Source organism: Actinocrispum sp. NPDC049592, assembly GCF_040675465.1.
GTDB lineage: Bacteria > Actinomycetota > Actinomycetes > Mycobacteriales > Pseudonocardiaceae > Kibdelosporangium.
Window position 1 is genome coordinate 328,793 of the sequence record NZ_JBFAPA010000008.1, and the last position, 18,566, is coordinate 347,358.

An 18,566-nucleotide genomic window follows, 5' to 3' on the forward strand; every position below is an offset into this window, starting at 1 on the left:
ATCCAGAAGTGTCCAACTTCCCCACCAGTGAACCGGGATTGGGTAAAGTACCCGTCGCCGTAACGACCTGGGTGGGAGGCTGGGTGAGTTCGGAGGGGTTCGCAGTCGATCTCGATGCTCTTGGTGTGGCACGTGATCGGGTCGACCGGTTGGCCGGCGAACTGGCTGGACCGAGTCGCGATGTCCCGGGTGCCGAGGTGTTCGGGCATGGGCGGTTGGCCGAGGCGGTTCGCGAGTTCGCCGCTCAGGAGCGGCGTGGTCTGGCGCGGCTGGCCGGCGAAGCGGAGTCGATTCGCGATCGGCTCGCCGAAACTGTCAAGTCCTATCGCCAGGGGGACGAAGACGTCGCCGGCCGGTTCGGGGGTATCGCACCATGAGTGCCAAGACCGTCAAGGACCTGGTGCCAGGCGACCCGGAGGAGATCTGGCTGCTGGCCGATTCCTACAACCGGATGGCCCGCACCTGCGAAGAAGTCGGCCGCGGCTTTCGCGCGATAGACGACGGCGGCTGGTGCGGCCGGGCCGCCGAGGCGTTTCACGCGCGATTCGAGCAGCAGCCCAAGCGATTCTTGGCCATGGCCGACTCATATGGCCAGGCTGCGATCGCGCTGGACACCTACGCCGCCACCCTCGCCTGGGCGCAACGCCAGGCCGGTGAGGTGATCGCGTTGAGCGAGAAGGAAGATCCATCCGGCACCACGAGTCCCGCTCCGACACTGGCCCAGCAGGCCGAGCTCACTGGTGTCATCACCGGCGCCGACGAGCCGGAACCGGTCCGCGTCGATCAGCGCGCCCTGGCTGTCTGCACGTACCGCCGGGCGCTCGCCATGCTCGACACGGTCGGCAACGAGTCGGCGACCGCGCTGCTCACCGCCGCCGAGCTGATGCCCGCCTCGTTCCCGATCACCGCTCCCACCGTGCGGCCGGCCCGGCCGATGCCTGCCAACCTGATGGCGCGCACGGTGTTGCGCCACCAGGCGCCCCGAGTCTTCTTCGATACCAGGGCATTGCGCAACGACTTGCAAGACTGGGCCGCCGCCGTCAAGGAAATCCGCAAGCAGTTGCGCTGGGACGGGTTGAACCGGTTGTCACCGCGCCTGAGCCAGCACATCTTCGACGGCCACTACCGGCCGAGCAAGCAGGAGGACACCGGTTATCACCACCGCGAAGGCGGTATTGATCGCGGCGCGCTACGCGTTGCCGGGATCATCGATGGGCCCGACCCGCATGGTGTCTACGTGGCCCGTGTGAGTGGCCCGCACACCACGCCGACCAAGGTCAAGACGAGTACCTTCTTCCCCGACTCCTGGTCGCGCGCCAAGGTCCTGCAGGCCGTTCGCCACGCCTTCCGCGACGCCATGCTGACCGGCGGCTACGACCCCACCAGCCGCCGCTTCCGCGGGGAATACCAAGGAGTTCAGATCGTCGGCCACCTCAAGCACGGCCCGGCTGAGCCCCGCCTCTGCGACATCGTGACGGCGTACCCTCGCGGTATACGAAAACGACGGAAGCGCTGATGAGCAAGGCCACGACCGACGTCCACTTCACCATCGTCGACGACGAACTACAGGTGTCCGCGCCACTGGCGCTGGCAGCTGTCGACGACTTCTTCGAGACCGAGATCGGCACCAGCGAGACCATGCTCGCGCTGATCGAGCACCACGTCCGCCATGACCGTACGTGGCAGTTCACCGGCAACGTCTGCCACCTAGGCCTCGACCACGACACAGTCACCATCGAGCACCACTACACCGGCGCCCGCACCACCCTCACCAGCGCTGACTTCCGCACCCTCCTGGCCGGCCTCCGTTCCCTGCTTGAGCAACAGAACTGAAGCCCTTGGGCGACCGGGGCATCGCCACCCCCAGACCGTCAGGGTTCCAGACCGGAAACGTGGATCCGCCGGGCGTCCTCGGCGCGGCCTGCCCGGCGCAACAACCGTTTCAGCGGCGCGACCGCATCATCCACGCCGGAGTTTCCACACCAGGAACCGGCGGTGGCCACCCAAGTCCTCAGTGGACGATCGGCTTACCGCGCGGCGGCCACCATCTCGTCCGGACGGCTCACCGCGGGTCGCCGGCGGACGCCGCGGTTCGGGATGAACGCGGCGATGGCGATCGTGATGAGCGCGGCGCCGCTGCCGAGGCCCATGATCAGGCGGAAGCCGTCCTGCGACGGCATGGCGACGGGGCCGAGCGAGATGGTCATGTGCGCGAGGATCATGCCCGCGACGGCGCTGGAGACCGACGTGCCGATGGCGCGCATGAGGGTGTTGAGGCTGTTGGCGGCCGCGGTTTCCGAGACGGGGACGGCGCCCATGATCAGGGCGGGCATCGAGCCGTAGGCCAGGCCGATGCCGGCGCCGATGAGAGCGGACACGATCAGCAGCTGCCAGATCGCGGACATCAGCACGGCACCGACGGCGTAGCCGAGGGCGACCACGAGCGCGCCGAGCATCAACGTGATCTTGGGGCCGCGGGCGCGGGAGATCCGCGCGGAGATCGGCGAGGTCGCCATCATGACCAGGCCGGAGGGCACCAGCACGAGACCGGTCACCAGCAGGGACTGGCCGAGGCCGTAGCCGGTGACCGCGGGCAGCTGCAGGATTTGCGGCAGTACCAACGACATCGCGAACATCGAGAACGCGAACATGACCGACGCCAGGTTGGTGACGAGCACCTGGCGGCGTGCGGAGGTCCGCAGGTCGACCAGCGGGCCGCGCGTGCGCAGCTCGAACCAGCCCCACAGCACCAGCAGGACCACGGTGGCGGCGAACAGGCCGAGCGTCAGCCCGTCGGTCCAGCCCCAGTCGGCGCCCTTGGAGATCGCGAGCAGCAGGCAGACCAGCGCGGCCGACAGTCCGATGGCGCCCACGAGGTCGAACCGGCCGCCGGTGCGCACGTTGGACTCGGGCACGAAGGCCAGCACCAGCGCGGTCACCACCACACCGAGCCCGGCCGCAGTCCAGAACAGCATGTGCCAGTTGGTGTTCTCGATCAGGATCGCCGAGGCGGGCAGGCCGAGCGCGCCGCCGACACCGAGCGAGGAGCTCATCATCGCGGTCGCCGCGCCGAGGCGTTCGGCGGGCAGTTCGTCGCGCATGATGCTGATGCCCAGCGGGATGACGCCGACCGCGAGACCCTGCAGCACCCGCCCGGCGATCATCGGGACCAGGGACGAGGCCAGCGCGGCCGTGACCGATCCGGCGATCAGCAGAACGAGGCTGACCAGCAGCATCCGCCGCTTGCCGTACATGTCGCCGAGGCGCCCGACGACGGGGGTGGCGACCGCGCCGGCGAGCAGGGTCGCCGTGATCACCCAGCTGGTGTCGGCCGGTGCGGCGCCGAGCAGCGAAGGCAGCCGTGGGATCAGCGGGATCACCAGGGTCTGCATCAGCGAGACCACGATCCCGCCGACGGCCAGCACTGCCACGACCACGTTGGGCCGCGGCGGTGCGGCTTGGACTTGCGACATGAGGGGCGCCCTTCGCTCCGACGATCTTGAGGGACAGATTAAGTCAGTTGATTGACTTAATCCAGATCTGTTGGCAGGCTGTGAGGTACCGAACACCCCCGGCCACGAAGGAGAACCACCCGTGACCCAGGACGAGCCCCTGCGATACCCCTTCACCAGCGAGGCCGCGTTGGAACCGCCCGCCGAGTGGGCTCGCCTGCGCGAACAGTGCCCGGTCGCGCGGGTCACCCTGGCCAGCGGCGACGAGGCGATGCTCGTGACCCGCTACGACGACGTGAAGGCGGTGCTGTCCGACCCGAGGTTCACCCGGCCGAGCGCGGGCCGGGGCGCGCGGGTCGCGAACATGGAGTCCGGCGGCCTGTTCAACAGCGAGATGTCGAACATCCTCCCCCAGCACGGCGAGGACCACCTGCACTGGCGGCGCACGATCGGCAAGTGGTTCACCGCCAAGCGGATGAACGCGCTGCGGCCGGCCATCGCGGCCATGGCCGAGCAGCTCATCGACGACATGGTCGCCAAGGGCTCCCCCGCGGATCTCAAGGCCTGCCTGGGTTTCCCGCTGCCGGTGTGGGTGATCTGCGACATGCTCGGGGTTCCGGACGCCGACCGCGAGCGGTTCGCGCACTGGTCGGACATGTTGCTGTCGATGACCCGCTACACCCAGGCGGAGTTCGAGGCCGCGCAACAGGAGTTCGGCCTCTACATGGCCGGTCACATCAACGCCAAACGGGCCGAGCCGGGCGACGACCTGCTCAGCGCGCTCATCACCGAGACCGACCGGCACGGCGAGCCGCTGACCGACCTGGTGCTGATCTCCACCGGGATCGGCCTGCTGGTCGCCGGGCACGAGACCACCGCGAACATGATCGGCAAGATGGTCGCGATGCTGCTGGCCGACCGCGGACGCTGGGAGGAGCTGGTCGCCGACCCCTCGCTGGTGCGCACCGCGGTCGAGGAGTCGCTGCGGATGGACGCCAACTCCGGGCTGGGCATGCTGCGGTACTTCACCGAGGACGTCGAGATCGCCGGCACGCTGCTGCCCGACGGCACCAGCGTGATGTGCAGCATGGCCGCGGCCAACCGCGACGAGCGCGCGTTCGAGGGCGCCGACGAGATGAACCTGCGGCGCAGCCCGAACCCGCACGTGGCGTTCGGCGCCGGTGCGCACGCCTGCCTCGGTCAGCCGCTGGCCCGCACCGAGCTTCAGGTCGTGCTCGAGGTGCTGCTGCGCAAGCTGCCGTCGCTCGAACTGGCGGTCATCGTCGATGATCTACGGCGAGTGGAAGGGCTCGCCGTCGGTGGGCTCAAGGAACTTCCAGTGCGGTGGTGAGACATGATGAGCAAGACCGTCGGCCATGACGCCGGCAAGGCCGAGCGGGCGCATGCGACCCGTGAGCTGATCCTGACGACGGCGGAGCGGCTGTTCGCCGAGCACGGCGTGTTCGCCGTGTCCAACCGGCAGATCAGCGAGGCCGCCGGGCAGGGCAACAACACCGCGGTGGGCTATCACTTCGGCACCAAGGCCGACCTGGTGCGTGCGATCGTGCGCAGGCACTCGGCGCCGATCGAGGAGATCCGCCAGCGGATGGTGGCCGCGATCGCCAAGAGCACCGACGTGCGGGACTGGATCACCTGCCTGATCCGGCCGGTCGCGCAGCACCTGGCGGCGGTGGGCAGCCCGACCTGGTTCGCCCGGTTCGGCGCGCAGGTGATGACCGACCCGGTGCTGCGCCCGATCATGATCGACGAGTCGCTGTCGTCGCCGTCGCTGGTGCGGATCGTGGACGGGATCCGCCGCTGCCTGCCCGGCCTGCCCGACGACGTGCGCGCCGAGCGGTCCGACATGGCCCGCCAGCTGCTGGTGCACATGGTCGCCGAACGCGAGCGTGCGCTGGCCGACGGCACACCGACACCCCGGCGGAGCTGGGACGACGCGGCGACCGGGATCGTCGACGCGCTCGTCGGCATGTGGCTCGCGCCGATCTCCGCGAACAGCAGGAAAGGGGAACCATGAGGATCACAGTCGACCAGGACAAATGCTGTGGCGCGGGGACGTGCGTCCTGCTCGCGCCCGACGTGTTCGACCAGCGGGACGAGGACGGGATCGTCGTCCTGCTCGACCCGGCTCCGGCCGAGGAGCTGCACGACACCGTCCGCGAGGCGGCCAGCGTGTGCCCCGGGGTCGCCATCTCGGTGAGCGAGTGAGCCCGGCACCGGACGGTGTGCTCGTCGTCGGGGCTTCCGCGGCCGGTTTGGCCGCCGCGGAGGCTTTGCGCCGCAAGGGTTACGCAGGCCCGTTGACCATGCTGGGCGCGGAGCCGCAGCTGCCCTACGACCGGCCGCCACTGTCCAAACAGGTCTTGTCCGGCGCGTGGGCGCCTGCCCGGACCCAGCTGCGCCAGCCGGATGTGTTGTCCACATTGGACGCCGAGTTCGTGCTCGGTGATCCGGCCGTCGGCCTGGACGCGGCCACCCGTACGGTCGTGACCGCCGCCGGGCGGGTCCTCACCGCCGAGGCCATCGTGCTGGCGACCGGGTTGCGGCCGCGCACATTGCCCGGCCAGGACGGCCTGGCCGGTGTGCATGTGCTGCGCACGCTGGATGACGCCGTGGCGCTGCGCCAGGATCTGCTGTCCGCCTCGCGTGTTGTGGTCGTCGGCGACGGGGTGCTCGGCGCGGAGATCGCCGCCACCGCGCGGGCCATGGGGCTCGATGTCACGATGGCCGGGCCTCAGGAAGCGCCGCTGCTGTACCAGTTCGGCCCGCTGCCAGCCCGTCTGCTCGCCGATCTGCACGCGGCCAACGGAGTCACATTGCGGCTCGGCGCCGGTGTCACCGGACTGTCCAGTGAGGACGGACGGGTGACCGGCGTGTGCCTGGCGACCGGCGAGGTGCTGCCCGCGGACGTTGTCGTGGTGGCGTTCGGCGCCGCGCCCGCGACGGACTGGTTGTCCGGCAGCGGGTTGTTGTGCGACAACGGGATCGTGTGTGACTCGCGGTGCCGGGCCGCGGAGGGGATCCACGCGGCCGGGGATGTGGCCCGCTGGCATCACGAGACGCTGGACGTGTTGCTGCGCCTGGAGAACCGGACCAACGCCACCGAGCAAGGCGTGGCGGTCGCGGACAACATCCTCGGCGCGGACCGCCCGTACACGCCGGTGCCCTACTTCTGGACCGACCAGTTCGACGCCAGGATCCACGTACACGGCATATTGGCCGCGGACGCCGAGGTGACCATTGTGGACGGTGACCCGGCCGGCCGCCGGTTCGTCGCCGCCTACCGCCAGGGCGGCGAGGTGACCGGTGTCTTCGGCTGGAACATGCCCAAACAGGCTCGCTTGCGCCGGCCGGAGATCGCCGGGCGCGCGGCACCAGTGGGAGGAAAATCATGACCATTGAGGCGTTTCCCGGTGTGCGGGCGGAGAAGTGCCCGTTCGACCCGCCACCGGCCATCCAGTCGCTGCAGGAGCGGGCGCCGCTGGTCCGGGTCCGGCTGTCCGACGGCAGCACACCGTGGCTGGTGACCCGGCACGCGGACCAGAAGGCGCTGCTGGCGGACGCCCGGGTGAGCTCGGACGTGCGGCGGCCCGGCTACCCGATGCCGATGGCCACCGTGCGGCGCAGCGAGGCGCCGATCAGCTTCATCCTGATGGACGACCCCGAGCACGCCCGGCTGCGCCGGATGGTGACCGCGCCGTTCATGATCAAACGCGTCGAGGCGATGCGCCCGGGCGTGCAGAAGATCGTCGACGACCTGATCGACACCATGCTCGCCGGTCCCAAGCCGGTGGACCTTGTGCGGGCGTTCGCGTTGCCGGTGCCCTCGTTGGTGATCTGCGCGCTGCTCGGCGTGCCCTACGACGACCACGAGTTCTTCCAGGACAACAGCAAGACGTTGATCAACCGGAACGCGTCCGGCGATGAACGGCTGGCCGCGAGCGGGCGGCTGTTCGGCTACCTCGACGACCTGATCGGCAAGAAGATCGAGAACCCCGGCGAGGATCTGCTGTCCGGGCTGGTGGAACGGATCGGCCGTGGTGAGCTGACCCGGCGCGACGCGGCGCAGATGGGCGTGCTCATGCTCATCGCCGGGCACGAGACCACCGCGAACATGATCGCGTTGGGCACGCTCGCGTTGCTGGAGAACCCGGCTCAGCTGGACCTGCTGCGCTCATCCTCCGGCGATCCCGTGCTGGTGGCCTCCGCGGTCGAGGAACTGTTGCGGTACCTGAACATCACCCACAACGGCCGCCGCCGTGTCGCGCTGGCGGACATCGAGATCGCCGGTGAGACCATCCACGCGGGCGAAGGGATCATCCTGGCCAACGACATCGGCAACCGCGACCCGTCGGTGTTCGCCGACCCGGATCGCCTGGACCTGAGCCGCAATCCGCGGCAGCACATCGCTTTCGGCTTCGGCGTGCACCAGTGCCTCGGCCAGCCGCTGGCGCGGATGGAGCTGCAGGTCGTCTACAGCACGCTCTACCAACGGATTCCGACGCTGCGGCTGGCCACGTCGGTCGACCAGATCCCGTTCAAGCACGACGGTTCCGTCTACGGCGTCTACGAGCTGCCAGTGACCTGGTGAGTCCTGCCTAGAAGGGGTACGGGCGTGGTCTGTCGCTCGCGTAGTCGTAGATGCTGCGCAGCCACGGTTCTACGACCACATGTCGGCAGCCAACGGCACGATGTCCGACAGGGCAATGGGTTTGCCCGACGAGGCGGCGAGCAGGTGGGCCAGCGTCACGGCCATCTCCGCCTGCCCTTCCGCGCTCCAGTACCCGCGCATCTCGAACGGCGGGAGGCTTTCCCGTTCCCGCACAACGGTTGCCCAGTCGGTTGTCGGGTCGGCGCCGACCGGAACCCGCCGTACCGCCGCGGGCTTCCGCCTCCGCCGCGTGATGTCGTTCCGCAGCCGCCAGGGCGCCCCGGAGGGCTCCGGGTCGACCGCTTACGTCCCGGCTTGCATCAACACCGGGAGCAGCAACCCGTTTCCCACCTCCTGGTGGGCGCTGGCGGGAAGCTCGACCCGGACCAGCGGCGCGGTCAGCTCGGCATCGCAAGCGGCACACACGAACACATCCCCCACCTGCCGGATCATCCCCGTCGAGACGCACGGAGTCGAGTGAAAATGCCCAGAGAAGCCTGCTGGTGATGGATGTTCAGAACGCGGTGCTGGCCCGGTACCCGGATCCGGCATATCTGCCCCGGCTCCGGCAGGCCATCGAGGCAGCCCGGTCCGCCGAGGTGCCGGTCATCCACGTCGTCGTCGGGTTCCGCCCGAACTACCCGGAAGTGAGTCCCCGCAACAAGATGTTCGGCGGGCTCACCCGGGCTGGGCAGGCTCCCGGCGACGCCATGCTGATCCACCCGGATGTCGCCGCGCAGCCTGGGGACATCGTCGTCACCAAGCGGCGGGTGAGCGCGTTCGCCGGGAGTGATCTGGAGATGGTGCTGCGCTCAGGCGACATCGAGCACCTGGTGCTGACCGGTGTCGCCACGAGTGGTGTGGTGCTGTCCACCGTTCGTCAGGCCGCCGACCTCGACTTCCGTCTGACCGTGCTGGCCGACGGTTGTCTCGACGCCGATCCCGAGGTGCACCGGGTGCTGACCGAGAAGGTCTTCCCGCACCAGGCCGAGGTGACCACCGTCGCCGGGTGGGTGGCTCACTTCGAGCGGAGCGTGCGCCGCAGTTCCTCGTAGGGGGAGTCGTCGAGCTCCGCCCGCGGCGGTGTGGGTTCGGTGAGCCGCAGCGCCCAGTAGTTGTTGAGGCGTGGCGGTACGTGGCTGATGCACGCCTGGCACACGATCCGCAGGCACCCCTCGGAGTCGTGGGCCCGGTAACCCACGGTGTGCAAGGAGTGCTCACCGTTGCGGCAAGTTGCCGGGAGGATGCCGACCCGGCCTCCGTACCGGTCGGTGCGGTAGATCAGGTCACCGTCGGGTTTCCACGTCGAGCCGGGCGCGTCCATACCGGCAGCATAAGCCGGCATAGAACACATGTTCGATACGATTCGGTGTAGATCACCCACCCGAGCGATACGCCCAGGCGGTCACTCCGGCCGGTGTTGTCCGGGGATCGTCACCGTCGCGACGTTGGACAGCCCGCCGCGGAGGTAGCCGTTGACCGACTCCAACTGGAACTGATAGGTGGCGCCAGGGGTCAGCAGCCCAGCGACCCAGGCAGGTCCGAGCACCGGAACCGGCAGCTGGGTGAACGAGGTTTCACCCGCGGTGACGTTCTTGCGGTAGACGTAGTAGCCGGTCGCGTTCGGCACCTGCGTCCACGACAACGCCGCCTGCCCGTTGCCAGGACTGGCTGCCAGGTTCGTGACCGGCCCGGGGAATGATCCGCCGACGGTCACGGCCACGGCGTTGGACATGCCACCGCGGGTCGCGCCGTTGACGGACTGCAGCTGGAACTGGTACGTGGCACCAGGTGTGAGCAGTTCGGCGACCCAAGTGGGACCCGGCACCGGAAACGGCAGCTGGGTGAACGAAGTCTCCCCGGCGGTGACGTTCTTGCGATAGACGCAATAGCCAGTCGCGTTCGGCACTTGCGTCCACGACAACGCGGCTTGCCCATTGCCAGATCTGGCCGACAAGTCCGTCACACTGTCGGGAACGGGCCCGGCCGGGGTCACCGTCGCGATGCTCGAGAACACACCTTCCGCCGAGCCTTTGACCGCTCTCAACTGGTACTGGTAGGTGGAGCCGTTGAACAGCAGCCCGGCCGTCCATGTTGGACCGGAGACCGGGAACGGCAGCCGGGTGAACGCCGTTTCCCCGGCGGTGACGTTCTTTTGGTAGACGTAGTAGCCGGTCGCGCCCGGCGAAAGGTTCCAGGACAGCACGGCTTGCCCGTCGCCAGGTGCCGCCGTCAGCCGGGGTGCGGTCTGGGGGCCGAGCGGAACGCTGGGATAGGGCCGCGGGTAGGGCGCGCCGACGGAGAAGTTGCCCGCGAGGGAGTCGGCGAAGGCGGCGGCGATCTTCACTTCGCCCCGTGCGTCCGGGTGCGAGCCGTCCCACAGATCGGTGGACGGCACGATGTCGATGCCCACGTCGGCAAGGGAGATCTGCGAGTCCCATGTGGACAGTTCATCGACGGTTCTGCTCAGCCTGGCGTTGTAGTCGGCGACCATCGCGGCGTAGGGAGCGTCGCTCTGCATCCGTTGGTTGGGCGGCAGAGTGCCGAAAACGAATCGCTCGTGGGGGTCCGCCGCCCGGGCGTTGGCGATGAAGGCCCGCAGGCTCGCTTCGGTGCCGGCCGGGTCGCTGATGCCGAAGGCGATGTCGTTGCTGCCGAGCAGGACAAGCAGGTAGTCCGGCGTGTCGGCGGCCACCTCGTCCCGGATGTGGGTCGCGGCTCCGGCGAGTGACTTGCCCCAGAGCGCGTCGTGGCGTTGACCGAAGCCAGGGTCCGCGTAGGTGTGGTTGTCGTTCAAGGTGTTCGCCACGTTGTCGAACAGGTCGTCGCGCGGGCCGACCAGAGCCAGCTGGCCGCCGGTGGCGGACTCGTGCTTGTCGAGGCGGTATCGCCAGGTGAAGTCGCCCGCGCTGCCTTGGGTGATGGAATCGCCGACGATCATTCCTTCCTGCGCGAGCGACATCGTCACCGGCGCGGAACCGGCGCTCGCGCCCCTGCGGTTGATCGCCCTGACGACAACCGTCATGGGAAGTTCCCAGTCGTGGAAGGTGATCTCGGACGGTCCACCATGGTCGAGGATGGCGACCTGCCGACCGTCCGCGGTGACGGCTTCATATCCCTCGGCAGGCGAGGGACCCGCCGCAGGAGGCTGCCAGCTAAGGGTTCCGGACTCGTGGTCGGCTGCAGCCGCCCATGCGACAGCGGTCGGCGCTCCAGGGACGCCGGCATACGCGCCCGGAGGTCCAACGTGGACAGACGTCGTGCCGGTCGCGGACTGCCCCGCGTCGTTGGTGACCTTCAACCGAATTGTGCGCTCCCCCGGACTGGGGAACGACGTCTCGAGGATGCCTCCGCCGGTCACGGTGGCGTACGCGCCGGATCCGTCCAAATCCCACGCATACGTCAGCGGACGGCCCTCGGGATCGGCGGACTCCCCCGCCGAGACCACGAACGGCTCACCCGGGACCGCGCCCTCGACAGGCGTGATCGTCGCTTCCGGCCCGGCGGACGCGGGTGCCGGCCGAACCCGGTTCGCGAAGAACCTGGCGGCGTTCACAGGGTAGGTGTCCTCGCCGGGCTTGTCCCCCACCACGTGGTAGTTGGTGTGCTGGGCTTTGTCGAAGCTCTTCCGCAGCGGGTTCACCGCCGACCACCGGAGAGCACCCTGACAAACCATGTCCAAGGCATGGCAGTAGGACCTGACCTTGTCGAGGGGCGCCGGGAACTCTCCCGGCGACGCGTCGGCCAAGATGCCGTTCCTGTTGCGGTCAAGGGTGCCCAGGCTGGTGCGCGCCTTGCCGGTGAGGTCCGGGTCGCCGAACAGTGCCACGCCGAGCACGCGATCCCGCTGTGCGGTGGTCAACGCCCGGTAGACGGTCCCGGTGACCTCCGCGCCTTGGCTGTAGCCCGCCAGAATCAGCTGGGTCGACGCACAGACAGCCAGCGTGCTTTCGATCTTGACCTTGAGAGTGGCCTGCCCCTTGGCCACCGACCGGTCGTACCGGCCGAACATGCCCTTGGGCACGTTGAGCCCGGCGCCGATCAGGTCGGCCACGCCCTCCCAGCCACCAGCCACCGGGGCGGCCGGGTACCGGGCGTTCGTTTCCTCCTGCGTGGCCGCCTCGCCATTGGCCCACAGTTTCACTGTCCGCCCCGCGGCTTCAACGCGCTGTTGAAACGCGTCGTAGAACTGTTCGACCGCAGGCCCGATCCCCTTGTTGGCGCCGATGCTCTCGCCGGAGCCGCGCGAACCGAGAACCAGCACATCCGGACATTGCACGTCGGCCCGCGCCGTACCGGCAGGCGGCGCCGCGACCAACGAAACAATCGAAAAAAGCACGCAGAAAACCGCACGGCCCCGCACACGATCCCCCTATGACATCACCCGGATTTCGCACTGTAGTCGGCCACGGAAGCCCCTGTCAGCCGCGGTGGGGCAAGAGACAGCCGAATTGATATGGTGCGCGAACGGTTCACGGTCGCCGCGGTATGGTTGAGCCTTTCGGCGGTAGCGGCCCGCACCTGACTTAATAGTCGCCAATTCGCGGGAAGAACGAATTATCGTGACGCCGGTGAACGCGGCCCGCCTGCTGTTCGAACTCTGTGACTACTTGCTCTCGATGGTGTAGCCGCCGTCGTTGCTCCGCAGGGCTTTCCAGGGGGTGTCGTCGAGGCCGAAGACGTCCAGGAGGTAGGCGGACACCGCGTCCGCGACGAGAACCACGCGGTCGGCGTTCTCGTCGGTGGTCTCGGCGACCTTCTCCCCCGCGACGCCGCCGAGGGTGTGTTCGCCGTCGGTGATGGTGAGCAGGGTCTTCGGGGCCGGGCTGAGGTGGTAGGCGTCGGTGAACCAGTCCGGTCCGCGCGTGGACATCGCCGACTGGTCCTTGTCCCCGGCGATGACGAGCGCCGGTGCGGACATGGTGGAGTAGTCCGGCCTCATGAAGGGCAGGTGCTCGACGGCGAACGGGGTGAGCGAGTCGCCGGTGCCGGCCGCCGCGATGAGCGCCCCCGCCCTGACCGCGTGCTGGGTGAAATCGCCGTCGGCGCCGAACACGCGGGCGCCGAGCAGCGCACCGGCGGTCTGGGCGCCCCAGGAGTGGCCGACCGCCGCGATCCGCTCGCGGTCGATCCGCGTGTCCAGCCCACCGGCCTGCCGCACAACCTCGTCGAGGTTGTCCAGGATCGCGTGCAGATCGGCGATCCGGGCCCGCCAGATGGCGCCGAACCGCGGGTCGTCGAACCCGATGCCGTTGCGGCGGGAGTCGAGGTGGGTCGGCTGCACGACGACGAACCCGGCGGCGGCCCACCGGTCGGCGAGGGGTTCGTAGCCGTCCATCGACCAGGCGTTGCCGTGCGAGAACACGATCACCGGCAGGCGCTCGCCCCGCACCGGCGCGGTGAGCTTCACCTGCAGGTCGATCGAGCGGCCGGTGGTGGGGACGGTGATGGGCTTGACGGCGACGATCTGCCGTTCGAGCTGATGGGCAGTCATGGGTGCTGCTTTCGCTGAGTCGGGTAAATTTGGCGGAACCATGTTCCGTCAAAGTTAGCGGAACATGGTTCCGCGAACAAGGGAGGCTGTCGTGGCGGAGTCGGCCGGCGCACGCCAAGCCGGGATGGAACGCAACCGCGAGGCGCTGCTGGCCGCCGCGGCGGCGGTGTTCGTCGAGCAGGGCGTGCAGGCACCCATCCGGGACATCGCCGGGCGCGCCGGGGTCGGCGTCGGCACCGTCTACCGGCACTTCCCCACCCGGGCCGAGCTGGTCACCGCCGTCTACCGGCACCAGCTCGACGAGTGCGCCGCGCTGGCCCCGCAGCTCCTGCGCGAGCCGATCGCCCCCACCGAGGCGCTGACCCGGTGGGTGGCGACGTTCGTCGAGTTCCTCGTGACCAAACACGGCCTCGGGGTCGCCCTGCAGTCCGAGGACCCCAGCCTGCTGAGCCTGCACCGGCTCATGCTCGAGAAGCTCATCCCGGCCTGCGCCACACTGATCGACGCGGGCGTGGCCGCCGGCGAGATCGACCCGGAGGTCACCGCGTACCGGCTCATGCGCGCCGTCGGCAACCTGTGCATCCTCGGCGCCGGCTACGACCGCGCCGACGCGAAGGACATGGTCGCCCGCCTGCTCACCGGCTGCCGCCAGACCCGCGACTGACCGCCGGAATGGGTGTCAGACCCGATCGACAGGACGGGGCCGGGCGGGCAGCCTGGTGGTGTCGGACTTGTCGAGGAGGTCGGTGCGGGCGTGTCGCTGTTCTGGCGGATCTTCCTGCTGAACGCCGTGGTGGTGATCGTGGCCGCCGGGGTGGTGATGCTGGCGCCCGTGACGGTGTCCACGCAGGTCACGGTGACCGAGGCGGTGATCATCACCGGCGGTGTGGTCGCGATGTTCGTGGTGAACGCGGTGCTGCTGCGGGCGGGACTCGCGCCATTGCGGCGGCTGACCCGCGCGATGACCACGACCGATCTGCTGCGGCCAGGCCCGCGGCCGACGGTCACCGGACATGGCGGGATCGCTGAACTCATCGAGACGTTCAACAGCATGCTCGACCGGCTGGCGGCCGAACGGGGACAGAGCAGCGCGCGGGCGTTGTCGGCGCAGGAGGCCGAGCGGCACCGGATCGCGCAGGAGCTGCACGACGAGGTCGGTCAGACCCTCACCGCTGTGCTGCTGGAACTCAAGCGGGTCGCCGATCACGCGCCCGGCCCGGTCCGCGACGAGATCCTGCAGGTGCAGGAGACGACCCGGGGCAGCCTGGACGAGATCCGCCGGATCGCCCGGCGGCTGCGGCCCGGGGTCCTGGAGGAGCTGGGCCTGGTGAGCGCGCTCAAGGCGTTGACGGTGGAGATCTTCGGCCCGACCGGCGTGGTGGTGCGCCGCGAGTTCGCCCGCGACCTCCCGCCGCTGGGGCAGGCGGCCGAGCTGGTGGTCTACCGGGTCGCCCAGGAGAGCCTGACCAACACCGCCCGGCACGCCCACGCCGGGCACGTCGACCTCGTGCTCACCCGCACCGCGACGGGCGTCCGGTTGCGGATCGCCGACGACGGACGCGGGCTGGGCACCGCGGTTGAAGGCGCTGGGATTCAGGGCATGCGGGAACGCGCTCTGCTGATCGGAGCCAAGATCACCATCGGGCCGGGACCACGCGGCGGTACGGAAGTCTGCCTCGACGTGCCGAGGGGGACCGATGCCTGAGCCGATCCGGATCCTGCTGGCCGACGATCACGCGCTGGTCCGGCGCGGTGTCCGGCTGATCCTTGACGCCGAACCCGGCCTGAGCGTGGTCGGCGAGGCCGGAGACGGCGCCGAAGCGGTGGCGCTGGCCCGGGAACTGGAGCCCGACCTGGTCGTCCTGGACATCGCGATGCCGCGGATGACCGGGTTGCAGGCCGCGCGCGAACTGTCCCGGCGCTCCCCCGACCTGCGGATCCTGATCCTGACGATGTACGACAACGAGCAGTTCTTCTTCGAGGCGCTCAAGGCCGGGGCGTCCGGGTACGTGCTCAAGTCGGTCGCCGACCGGGATCTCGTCGAGGCCTGCCGGGCGGCGATCCGGGGTGAGCCGTTGCTGTACCCGGGCGCGGTGACCGCGCTGGTCCGCGACTACCTCGACCGGGCACGGCAGGGCGAGCTGCCCGTCCGGGCGATCACCGACCGCGAGGAGGAGGTGCTCAAGCTGGTCGCCGAGGGCCACTCGTCCAAGGAGATCGCGGGCATGCTGGTGATCAGCGTGAAGACGGTGGAACGCCACCGCGCCAACATGATGCAGAAGCTCGGCATGCGCGACCGGCTGGAGCTGACCCGGTACGCGATCCGGGCGGGGCTCATCGAACCATGACTCCGGCGAAGGCATCTCGACCGGGACCGCGGCTGTTCCTGCTTGTGGCCATGGTCCTGGCCGCGTTCGCCGTGCCAGGGGTGCCGCCAGGTGCTGGCGGCACCCCGCTTTCCGGTACCACCACCGTCTGGTCGGCCGACCAGGTGCTCACCGCACCGCAGCCGTTGCCGCGGCGAGCGGTCGAACCGTTGCTGTTCATCGTGGTGCCGGACGCGGTCCGGCTCGGGCTGCCGGGACCGGCGGTCGAGCAGGCCGCCGACACCCCGCACCAGCCGTCGAACGAACAACGCGCGCCCCGCGGCGGCCGCGCACCTCCCCCGGGACGGGTCTGACAGATCCCGAGCCGGTATGCGAGCGCATACCGGCTGAATCCCGTTCCCAGGAGGAAAAATCGTGCCGCGTACCAACGCGCGGCGGGGACTGCGTGGCCGGGCCGTGGTGTGCCTGGCCGTCCTCGCCGCGTCCGTCTACTTGCTACTGACCACCGCCCCGCGTCTCGGGCTCGATCTGCGTGGTGGCACACAGGTGGTGCTGCAGACCCGGGACTCACCGACCACGAAGGCCGACGCCGAGGCCACCGACCGCACGCTGGAATCGTTGCGGCGCAGGGTGGACGCGCTCGGCGTGGCCGAGCCGACGCTCGTGCGGTCCGGCGACAACCGGATCATCGTCGAGCTTCCCGGCGTGCAGGACCCGGCCAAGGCGGTCGAGGTCATCGGGCGCACCGCCCAGCTCAGCTTCCACCCCGTCGAGGCGGTCGCCGGACCGGACGCGCAAGGCGATCTGGTCCTGCCCGACGACACGGGTCAGCGCCTGCGGCTCGGACCGGCGGCGTTCACCGGCGAAGGCGTGGACGACGCCAGCCACGGCACCGACACGCAACCCGGCGCCGGATGGCACGTCGCCGTGCGGTTCCGTGGTGACGCCGAGCGCACGTGGGAGCAGCTCACCGGGCAGGCCGCGTGCTCGCCGGCAGGCAGTCCGCAGCGGCGGGTGGCCATCGTGCTCGACCAGAAGATCATCTCCTCGCCGCAGGTGGACCCGTCTGTCCGATGTGGAGTCGGCATCATCGGCGGCACCACCCAGATCACCGGCCGGTTCTCCCAGACCGAGGCCGCCGACCTGGCGTTGCTGATCAAAGCCGGTGCGCTGCCGGTGCCGGTGGAGATCCTGGAGCAGCGGACCATCGGCGCCACGCTCGGCGCGCAGGCCATCGACACCAGTGCCCGGGCCGCGATCATCGGGCTCGCTTTGACCGCGGTGTTCCTGGTCGTTGTCTACTGGCTGGCCGGGGCGGTGGCCGTTCTCGCCCTGCTCGCCTACGCGCTGATCTCGTACGCCGCGCTGCTGGCCATCGGGGCGACCCTGACCTTGCCCGGTCTCGCGGGTCTCGTGCTGGCCATCGGCATGGCCGTGGACGCGACCGTGCTGGTGTTCGAACGGACCCGCGAGGAGTACCTGGGCCGACGGCGAAGTTCGTTGCCCGGCGCGCTGGAACGGGGGTTCGGTGGCGCCCTTCCGGCCATTGTGGACTCCAACGTCACCACCCTGATCGCCGGTGGACTGCTGTTCTGGCTCGCATCCGGTCCGGTGCAAGGGTTCGGGGTCACGCTCGCGATCGGGGTGCTGGCGTCCCTGTTCACCACGTTGATGCTGACCAGGGTGCTGCTGATGGTCACGATGTCACGCAAACCGCCGTTGTCCGGTCTGGTCCACGAAGGTGCCGTGCGCCGGTGGGTCGCCCGGCAGAACCCTGGTTTCCTCAGTCGCCCCAAGCGGTGGCTGACCGTGGCGGGGTGCACGTTGGCCGTCGCGCTCGCCGGTTTGCTTGTGGCCGGACCGAATCTCGGCGTGGAGTTCACCGGCGGCCGGGTGCTCGAGTACAGCACGCCGGCCGCCGCGAACCCCGACCAGATCCGGGCCGCGGTGGCCGACGCCGGGTTCCCGCGTGCGGTGGTGCAGGCCTCCGGGGACTCGGCGGTGACCGTGCGCACCGAACCGCTGGAACAGCAGCAGCCCGAGCAGATCCGGGTCGCCGTCGCCAGTGCCGCGGGTGGTGCGACGCAGCTGCGGGACGAGCAGATCGGGCCGAGCCTGGGCACCGAGCTGCGGGTCAAGGCGGTCATCGCGCTCGGGCTGGCGGTGCTGGCGCAGCTGGCATACCTCGCGATCCGGTTCGACTGGCGGCTGGGCCTGGCGACCGTCGTCGCGCTGGCGCAGGATGTCCTGCTCGTGCTGGGCCTGTTCACCTGGCTGGGCAAGACTTTCGACGGGGTGTTCCTCGCCGCCTTGCTCACCGTCATCGGATACTCCGTCAACGACTCGGTGGTGGTGTTCGACCGGGTCCGCGAACTGCGCAAGGCACGTCCGGGCGACCCGTTCTCGCGCTCGGTCGGGTCCGCCGTGCTGCAGACCTTGCCCCGCACGGTGAACACCGGCATCGGAGTGCTGTTCGTGCTGACCGCGTTGCTGGTGCTCGGCGACGGATCGCTCGCGGACTTCGCCCTCGCGCTGTTGTTCGGGCTGGTCGTCGGCACAGTGTCCACTGTGGCCACTGCCGGCCCGGTCGCGATCCTGCTGCACCGGAGGGTCACATGAAGTAA

Annotated in this window: 20 protein-coding genes; 14 read left to right on the forward strand and 6 right to left on the reverse strand. The window is 69.5% G+C overall.

What is annotated here, in order from left to right:
- Positions 1 to 8: 8 nt before the first annotated feature.
- Genes AB0J95_RS22465 through AB0J95_RS22475 form a run of 3 tightly spaced genes read left to right on the forward strand, consistent with a single transcriptional unit; the run spans position 9 to position 1,833 of the window.
- On the forward strand, positions 9 to 377 hold the full coding sequence (locus AB0J95_RS22465; protein WP_364760819.1) for a hypothetical protein: 369 nt from the start codon (positions 9 to 11) through the stop codon (positions 375 to 377).
- Entirely contained in the window at positions 374 to 1,516 is a 1,143-nt protein-coding gene (locus tag AB0J95_RS22470; protein WP_364760822.1) for an EndoU domain-containing protein, read from the forward strand. Before AB0J95_RS22465 ends, AB0J95_RS22470 begins: the two co-directional genes overlap by 4 nt.
- Entirely contained in the window at positions 1,516 to 1,833 is a 318-nt protein-coding gene (locus AB0J95_RS22475; protein WP_364760825.1) for a hypothetical protein, read from the forward strand. Before AB0J95_RS22470 ends, AB0J95_RS22475 begins: the two co-directional genes overlap by 1 nt.
- Positions 1,834 to 2,027: 194 nt before the next feature.
- On the opposite strand, the gene AB0J95_RS22480 is transcribed toward AB0J95_RS22475, so the two are convergent.
- On the reverse strand, positions 2,028 to 3,473 hold the full coding sequence (locus tag AB0J95_RS22480) for an MFS transporter (protein WP_364760828.1): 1,446 nt from the start codon (positions 3,471 to 3,473) through the stop codon (positions 2,028 to 2,030).
- Positions 3,474 to 3,594: 121 nt separating this feature from the next.
- On the opposite strand from AB0J95_RS22480, the gene AB0J95_RS22485 reads away from it, so the two are divergent.
- The 5 genes from AB0J95_RS22485 to AB0J95_RS22505 are packed head-to-tail and all read left to right on the forward strand — an operon-like array spanning position 3,595 to position 8,061.
- On the forward strand, positions 3,595 to 4,803 hold the full coding sequence (locus AB0J95_RS22485) for a cytochrome P450 (RefSeq protein ID WP_364760831.1): 1,209 nt from the start codon (positions 3,595 to 3,597) through the stop codon (positions 4,801 to 4,803).
- Positions 4,804 to 4,809: 6 nt separating this feature from the next.
- Complete coding sequence (locus AB0J95_RS22490) at positions 4,810 to 5,487, forward strand: TetR family transcriptional regulator (protein WP_364760834.1); 678 nt, start codon at positions 4,810 to 4,812, stop codon at positions 5,485 to 5,487.
- The gene (locus AB0J95_RS22495) at positions 5,484 to 5,678 is read left to right on the forward strand and encodes a ferredoxin (protein WP_364760837.1); all 195 of its coding nucleotides are present in this window, start codon (positions 5,484 to 5,486) and stop codon (positions 5,676 to 5,678) included. Before AB0J95_RS22490 ends, AB0J95_RS22495 begins: the two co-directional genes overlap by 4 nt.
- Entirely contained in the window at positions 5,675 to 6,865 is a 1,191-nt protein-coding gene (locus AB0J95_RS22500) for an FAD-dependent oxidoreductase (protein ID WP_364760840.1), read from the forward strand. The genes AB0J95_RS22495 and AB0J95_RS22500 overlap by 4 nt, the downstream gene beginning before the upstream one ends.
- Complete coding sequence (locus AB0J95_RS22505) at positions 6,862 to 8,061, forward strand: cytochrome P450 (protein ID WP_364760843.1); 1,200 nt, start codon at positions 6,862 to 6,864, stop codon at positions 8,059 to 8,061. Before AB0J95_RS22500 ends, AB0J95_RS22505 begins: the two co-directional genes overlap by 4 nt.
- A 69-nt stretch (positions 8,062 to 8,130) precedes the next feature.
- Here the strand turns inward: AB0J95_RS22505 and AB0J95_RS22510 are convergent, their stop codons facing one another.
- Positions 8,131 to 8,295, reverse strand: a complete 165-nt coding sequence (locus AB0J95_RS22510) for a hypothetical protein (RefSeq protein ID WP_364760846.1) — start codon at positions 8,293 to 8,295, stop codon at positions 8,131 to 8,133.
- 129 nt (positions 8,296 to 8,424) lie between these two features.
- A complete protein-coding gene (locus AB0J95_RS22515; RefSeq protein WP_364760849.1) occupies positions 8,425 to 8,562 on the reverse strand; it encodes a hypothetical protein in 138 nt (45 codons plus the stop codon).
- Between the two features lie 65 nt (positions 8,563 to 8,627).
- On the opposite strand from AB0J95_RS22515, the gene AB0J95_RS22520 reads away from it, so the two are divergent.
- The gene (locus AB0J95_RS22520; RefSeq protein WP_364760852.1) at positions 8,628 to 9,176 is read left to right on the forward strand and encodes an isochorismatase family cysteine hydrolase; all 549 of its coding nucleotides are present in this window, start codon (positions 8,628 to 8,630) and stop codon (positions 9,174 to 9,176) included.
- Here the strand turns inward: AB0J95_RS22520 and AB0J95_RS22525 are convergent.
- The 3 genes from AB0J95_RS22525 to AB0J95_RS22535 all read right to left on the reverse strand — a co-directional run bounded on the left by AB0J95_RS22525 (position 9,140) and on the right by AB0J95_RS22535 (position 13,615).
- Positions 9,140 to 9,466 carry a hypothetical protein gene (locus AB0J95_RS22525; protein ID WP_364760855.1) on the reverse strand — a complete coding sequence of 109 codons (327 nt, stop codon included), beginning with the start codon at positions 9,464 to 9,466 and terminating at the stop codon, positions 9,140 to 9,142. The genes AB0J95_RS22520 and AB0J95_RS22525 overlap by 37 nt on opposite strands.
- A gap of 60 nt (positions 9,467 to 9,526) precedes the next feature.
- Positions 9,527 to 12,385, reverse strand: a complete 2,859-nt coding sequence (locus AB0J95_RS22530; RefSeq protein ID WP_364760858.1) for a cutinase family protein — start codon at positions 12,383 to 12,385, stop codon at positions 9,527 to 9,529.
- A gap of 342 nt (positions 12,386 to 12,727) precedes the next feature.
- Complete coding sequence (locus AB0J95_RS22535) at positions 12,728 to 13,615, reverse strand: alpha/beta fold hydrolase (RefSeq protein WP_364760861.1); 888 nt, start codon at positions 13,613 to 13,615, stop codon at positions 12,728 to 12,730.
- A gap of 124 nt (positions 13,616 to 13,739) precedes the next feature.
- On the opposite strand from AB0J95_RS22535, the gene AB0J95_RS22540 reads away from it, so the two are divergent.
- From AB0J95_RS22540 to secD, 5 genes are all read left to right on the forward strand, one after another.
- Positions 13,740 to 14,279: a TetR/AcrR family transcriptional regulator gene (locus tag AB0J95_RS22540; protein ID WP_364761123.1), complete on the forward strand. Its 540-nt coding sequence runs from the start codon at positions 13,740 to 13,742 to the stop codon at positions 14,277 to 14,279.
- 12 nt (positions 14,280 to 14,291) lie between these two features.
- Positions 14,292 to 15,320: a HAMP domain-containing sensor histidine kinase gene (locus tag AB0J95_RS22545; RefSeq protein ID WP_364760864.1), complete on the forward strand. Its 1,029-nt coding sequence runs from the start codon at positions 14,292 to 14,294 to the stop codon at positions 15,318 to 15,320.
- Complete coding sequence (locus tag AB0J95_RS22550) at positions 15,313 to 15,963, forward strand: response regulator transcription factor (protein WP_364760867.1); 651 nt, start codon at positions 15,313 to 15,315, stop codon at positions 15,961 to 15,963. Before AB0J95_RS22545 ends, AB0J95_RS22550 begins: the two co-directional genes overlap by 8 nt.
- Positions 15,960 to 16,295 (forward strand): hypothetical protein, encoded by a 336-nt coding sequence (locus tag AB0J95_RS22555; RefSeq protein WP_364760870.1) that lies wholly within the window; start codon positions 15,960 to 15,962, stop codon positions 16,293 to 16,295. The genes AB0J95_RS22550 and AB0J95_RS22555 overlap by 4 nt, the downstream gene beginning before the upstream one ends.
- A 61-nt stretch (positions 16,296 to 16,356) precedes the next feature.
- Entirely contained in the window at positions 16,357 to 18,561 is a 2,205-nt protein-coding gene (gene secD / locus AB0J95_RS22560; RefSeq protein WP_364760873.1) for a protein translocase subunit SecD, read from the forward strand.
- Positions 18,562 to 18,566: the final 5 nt, after the last annotated feature.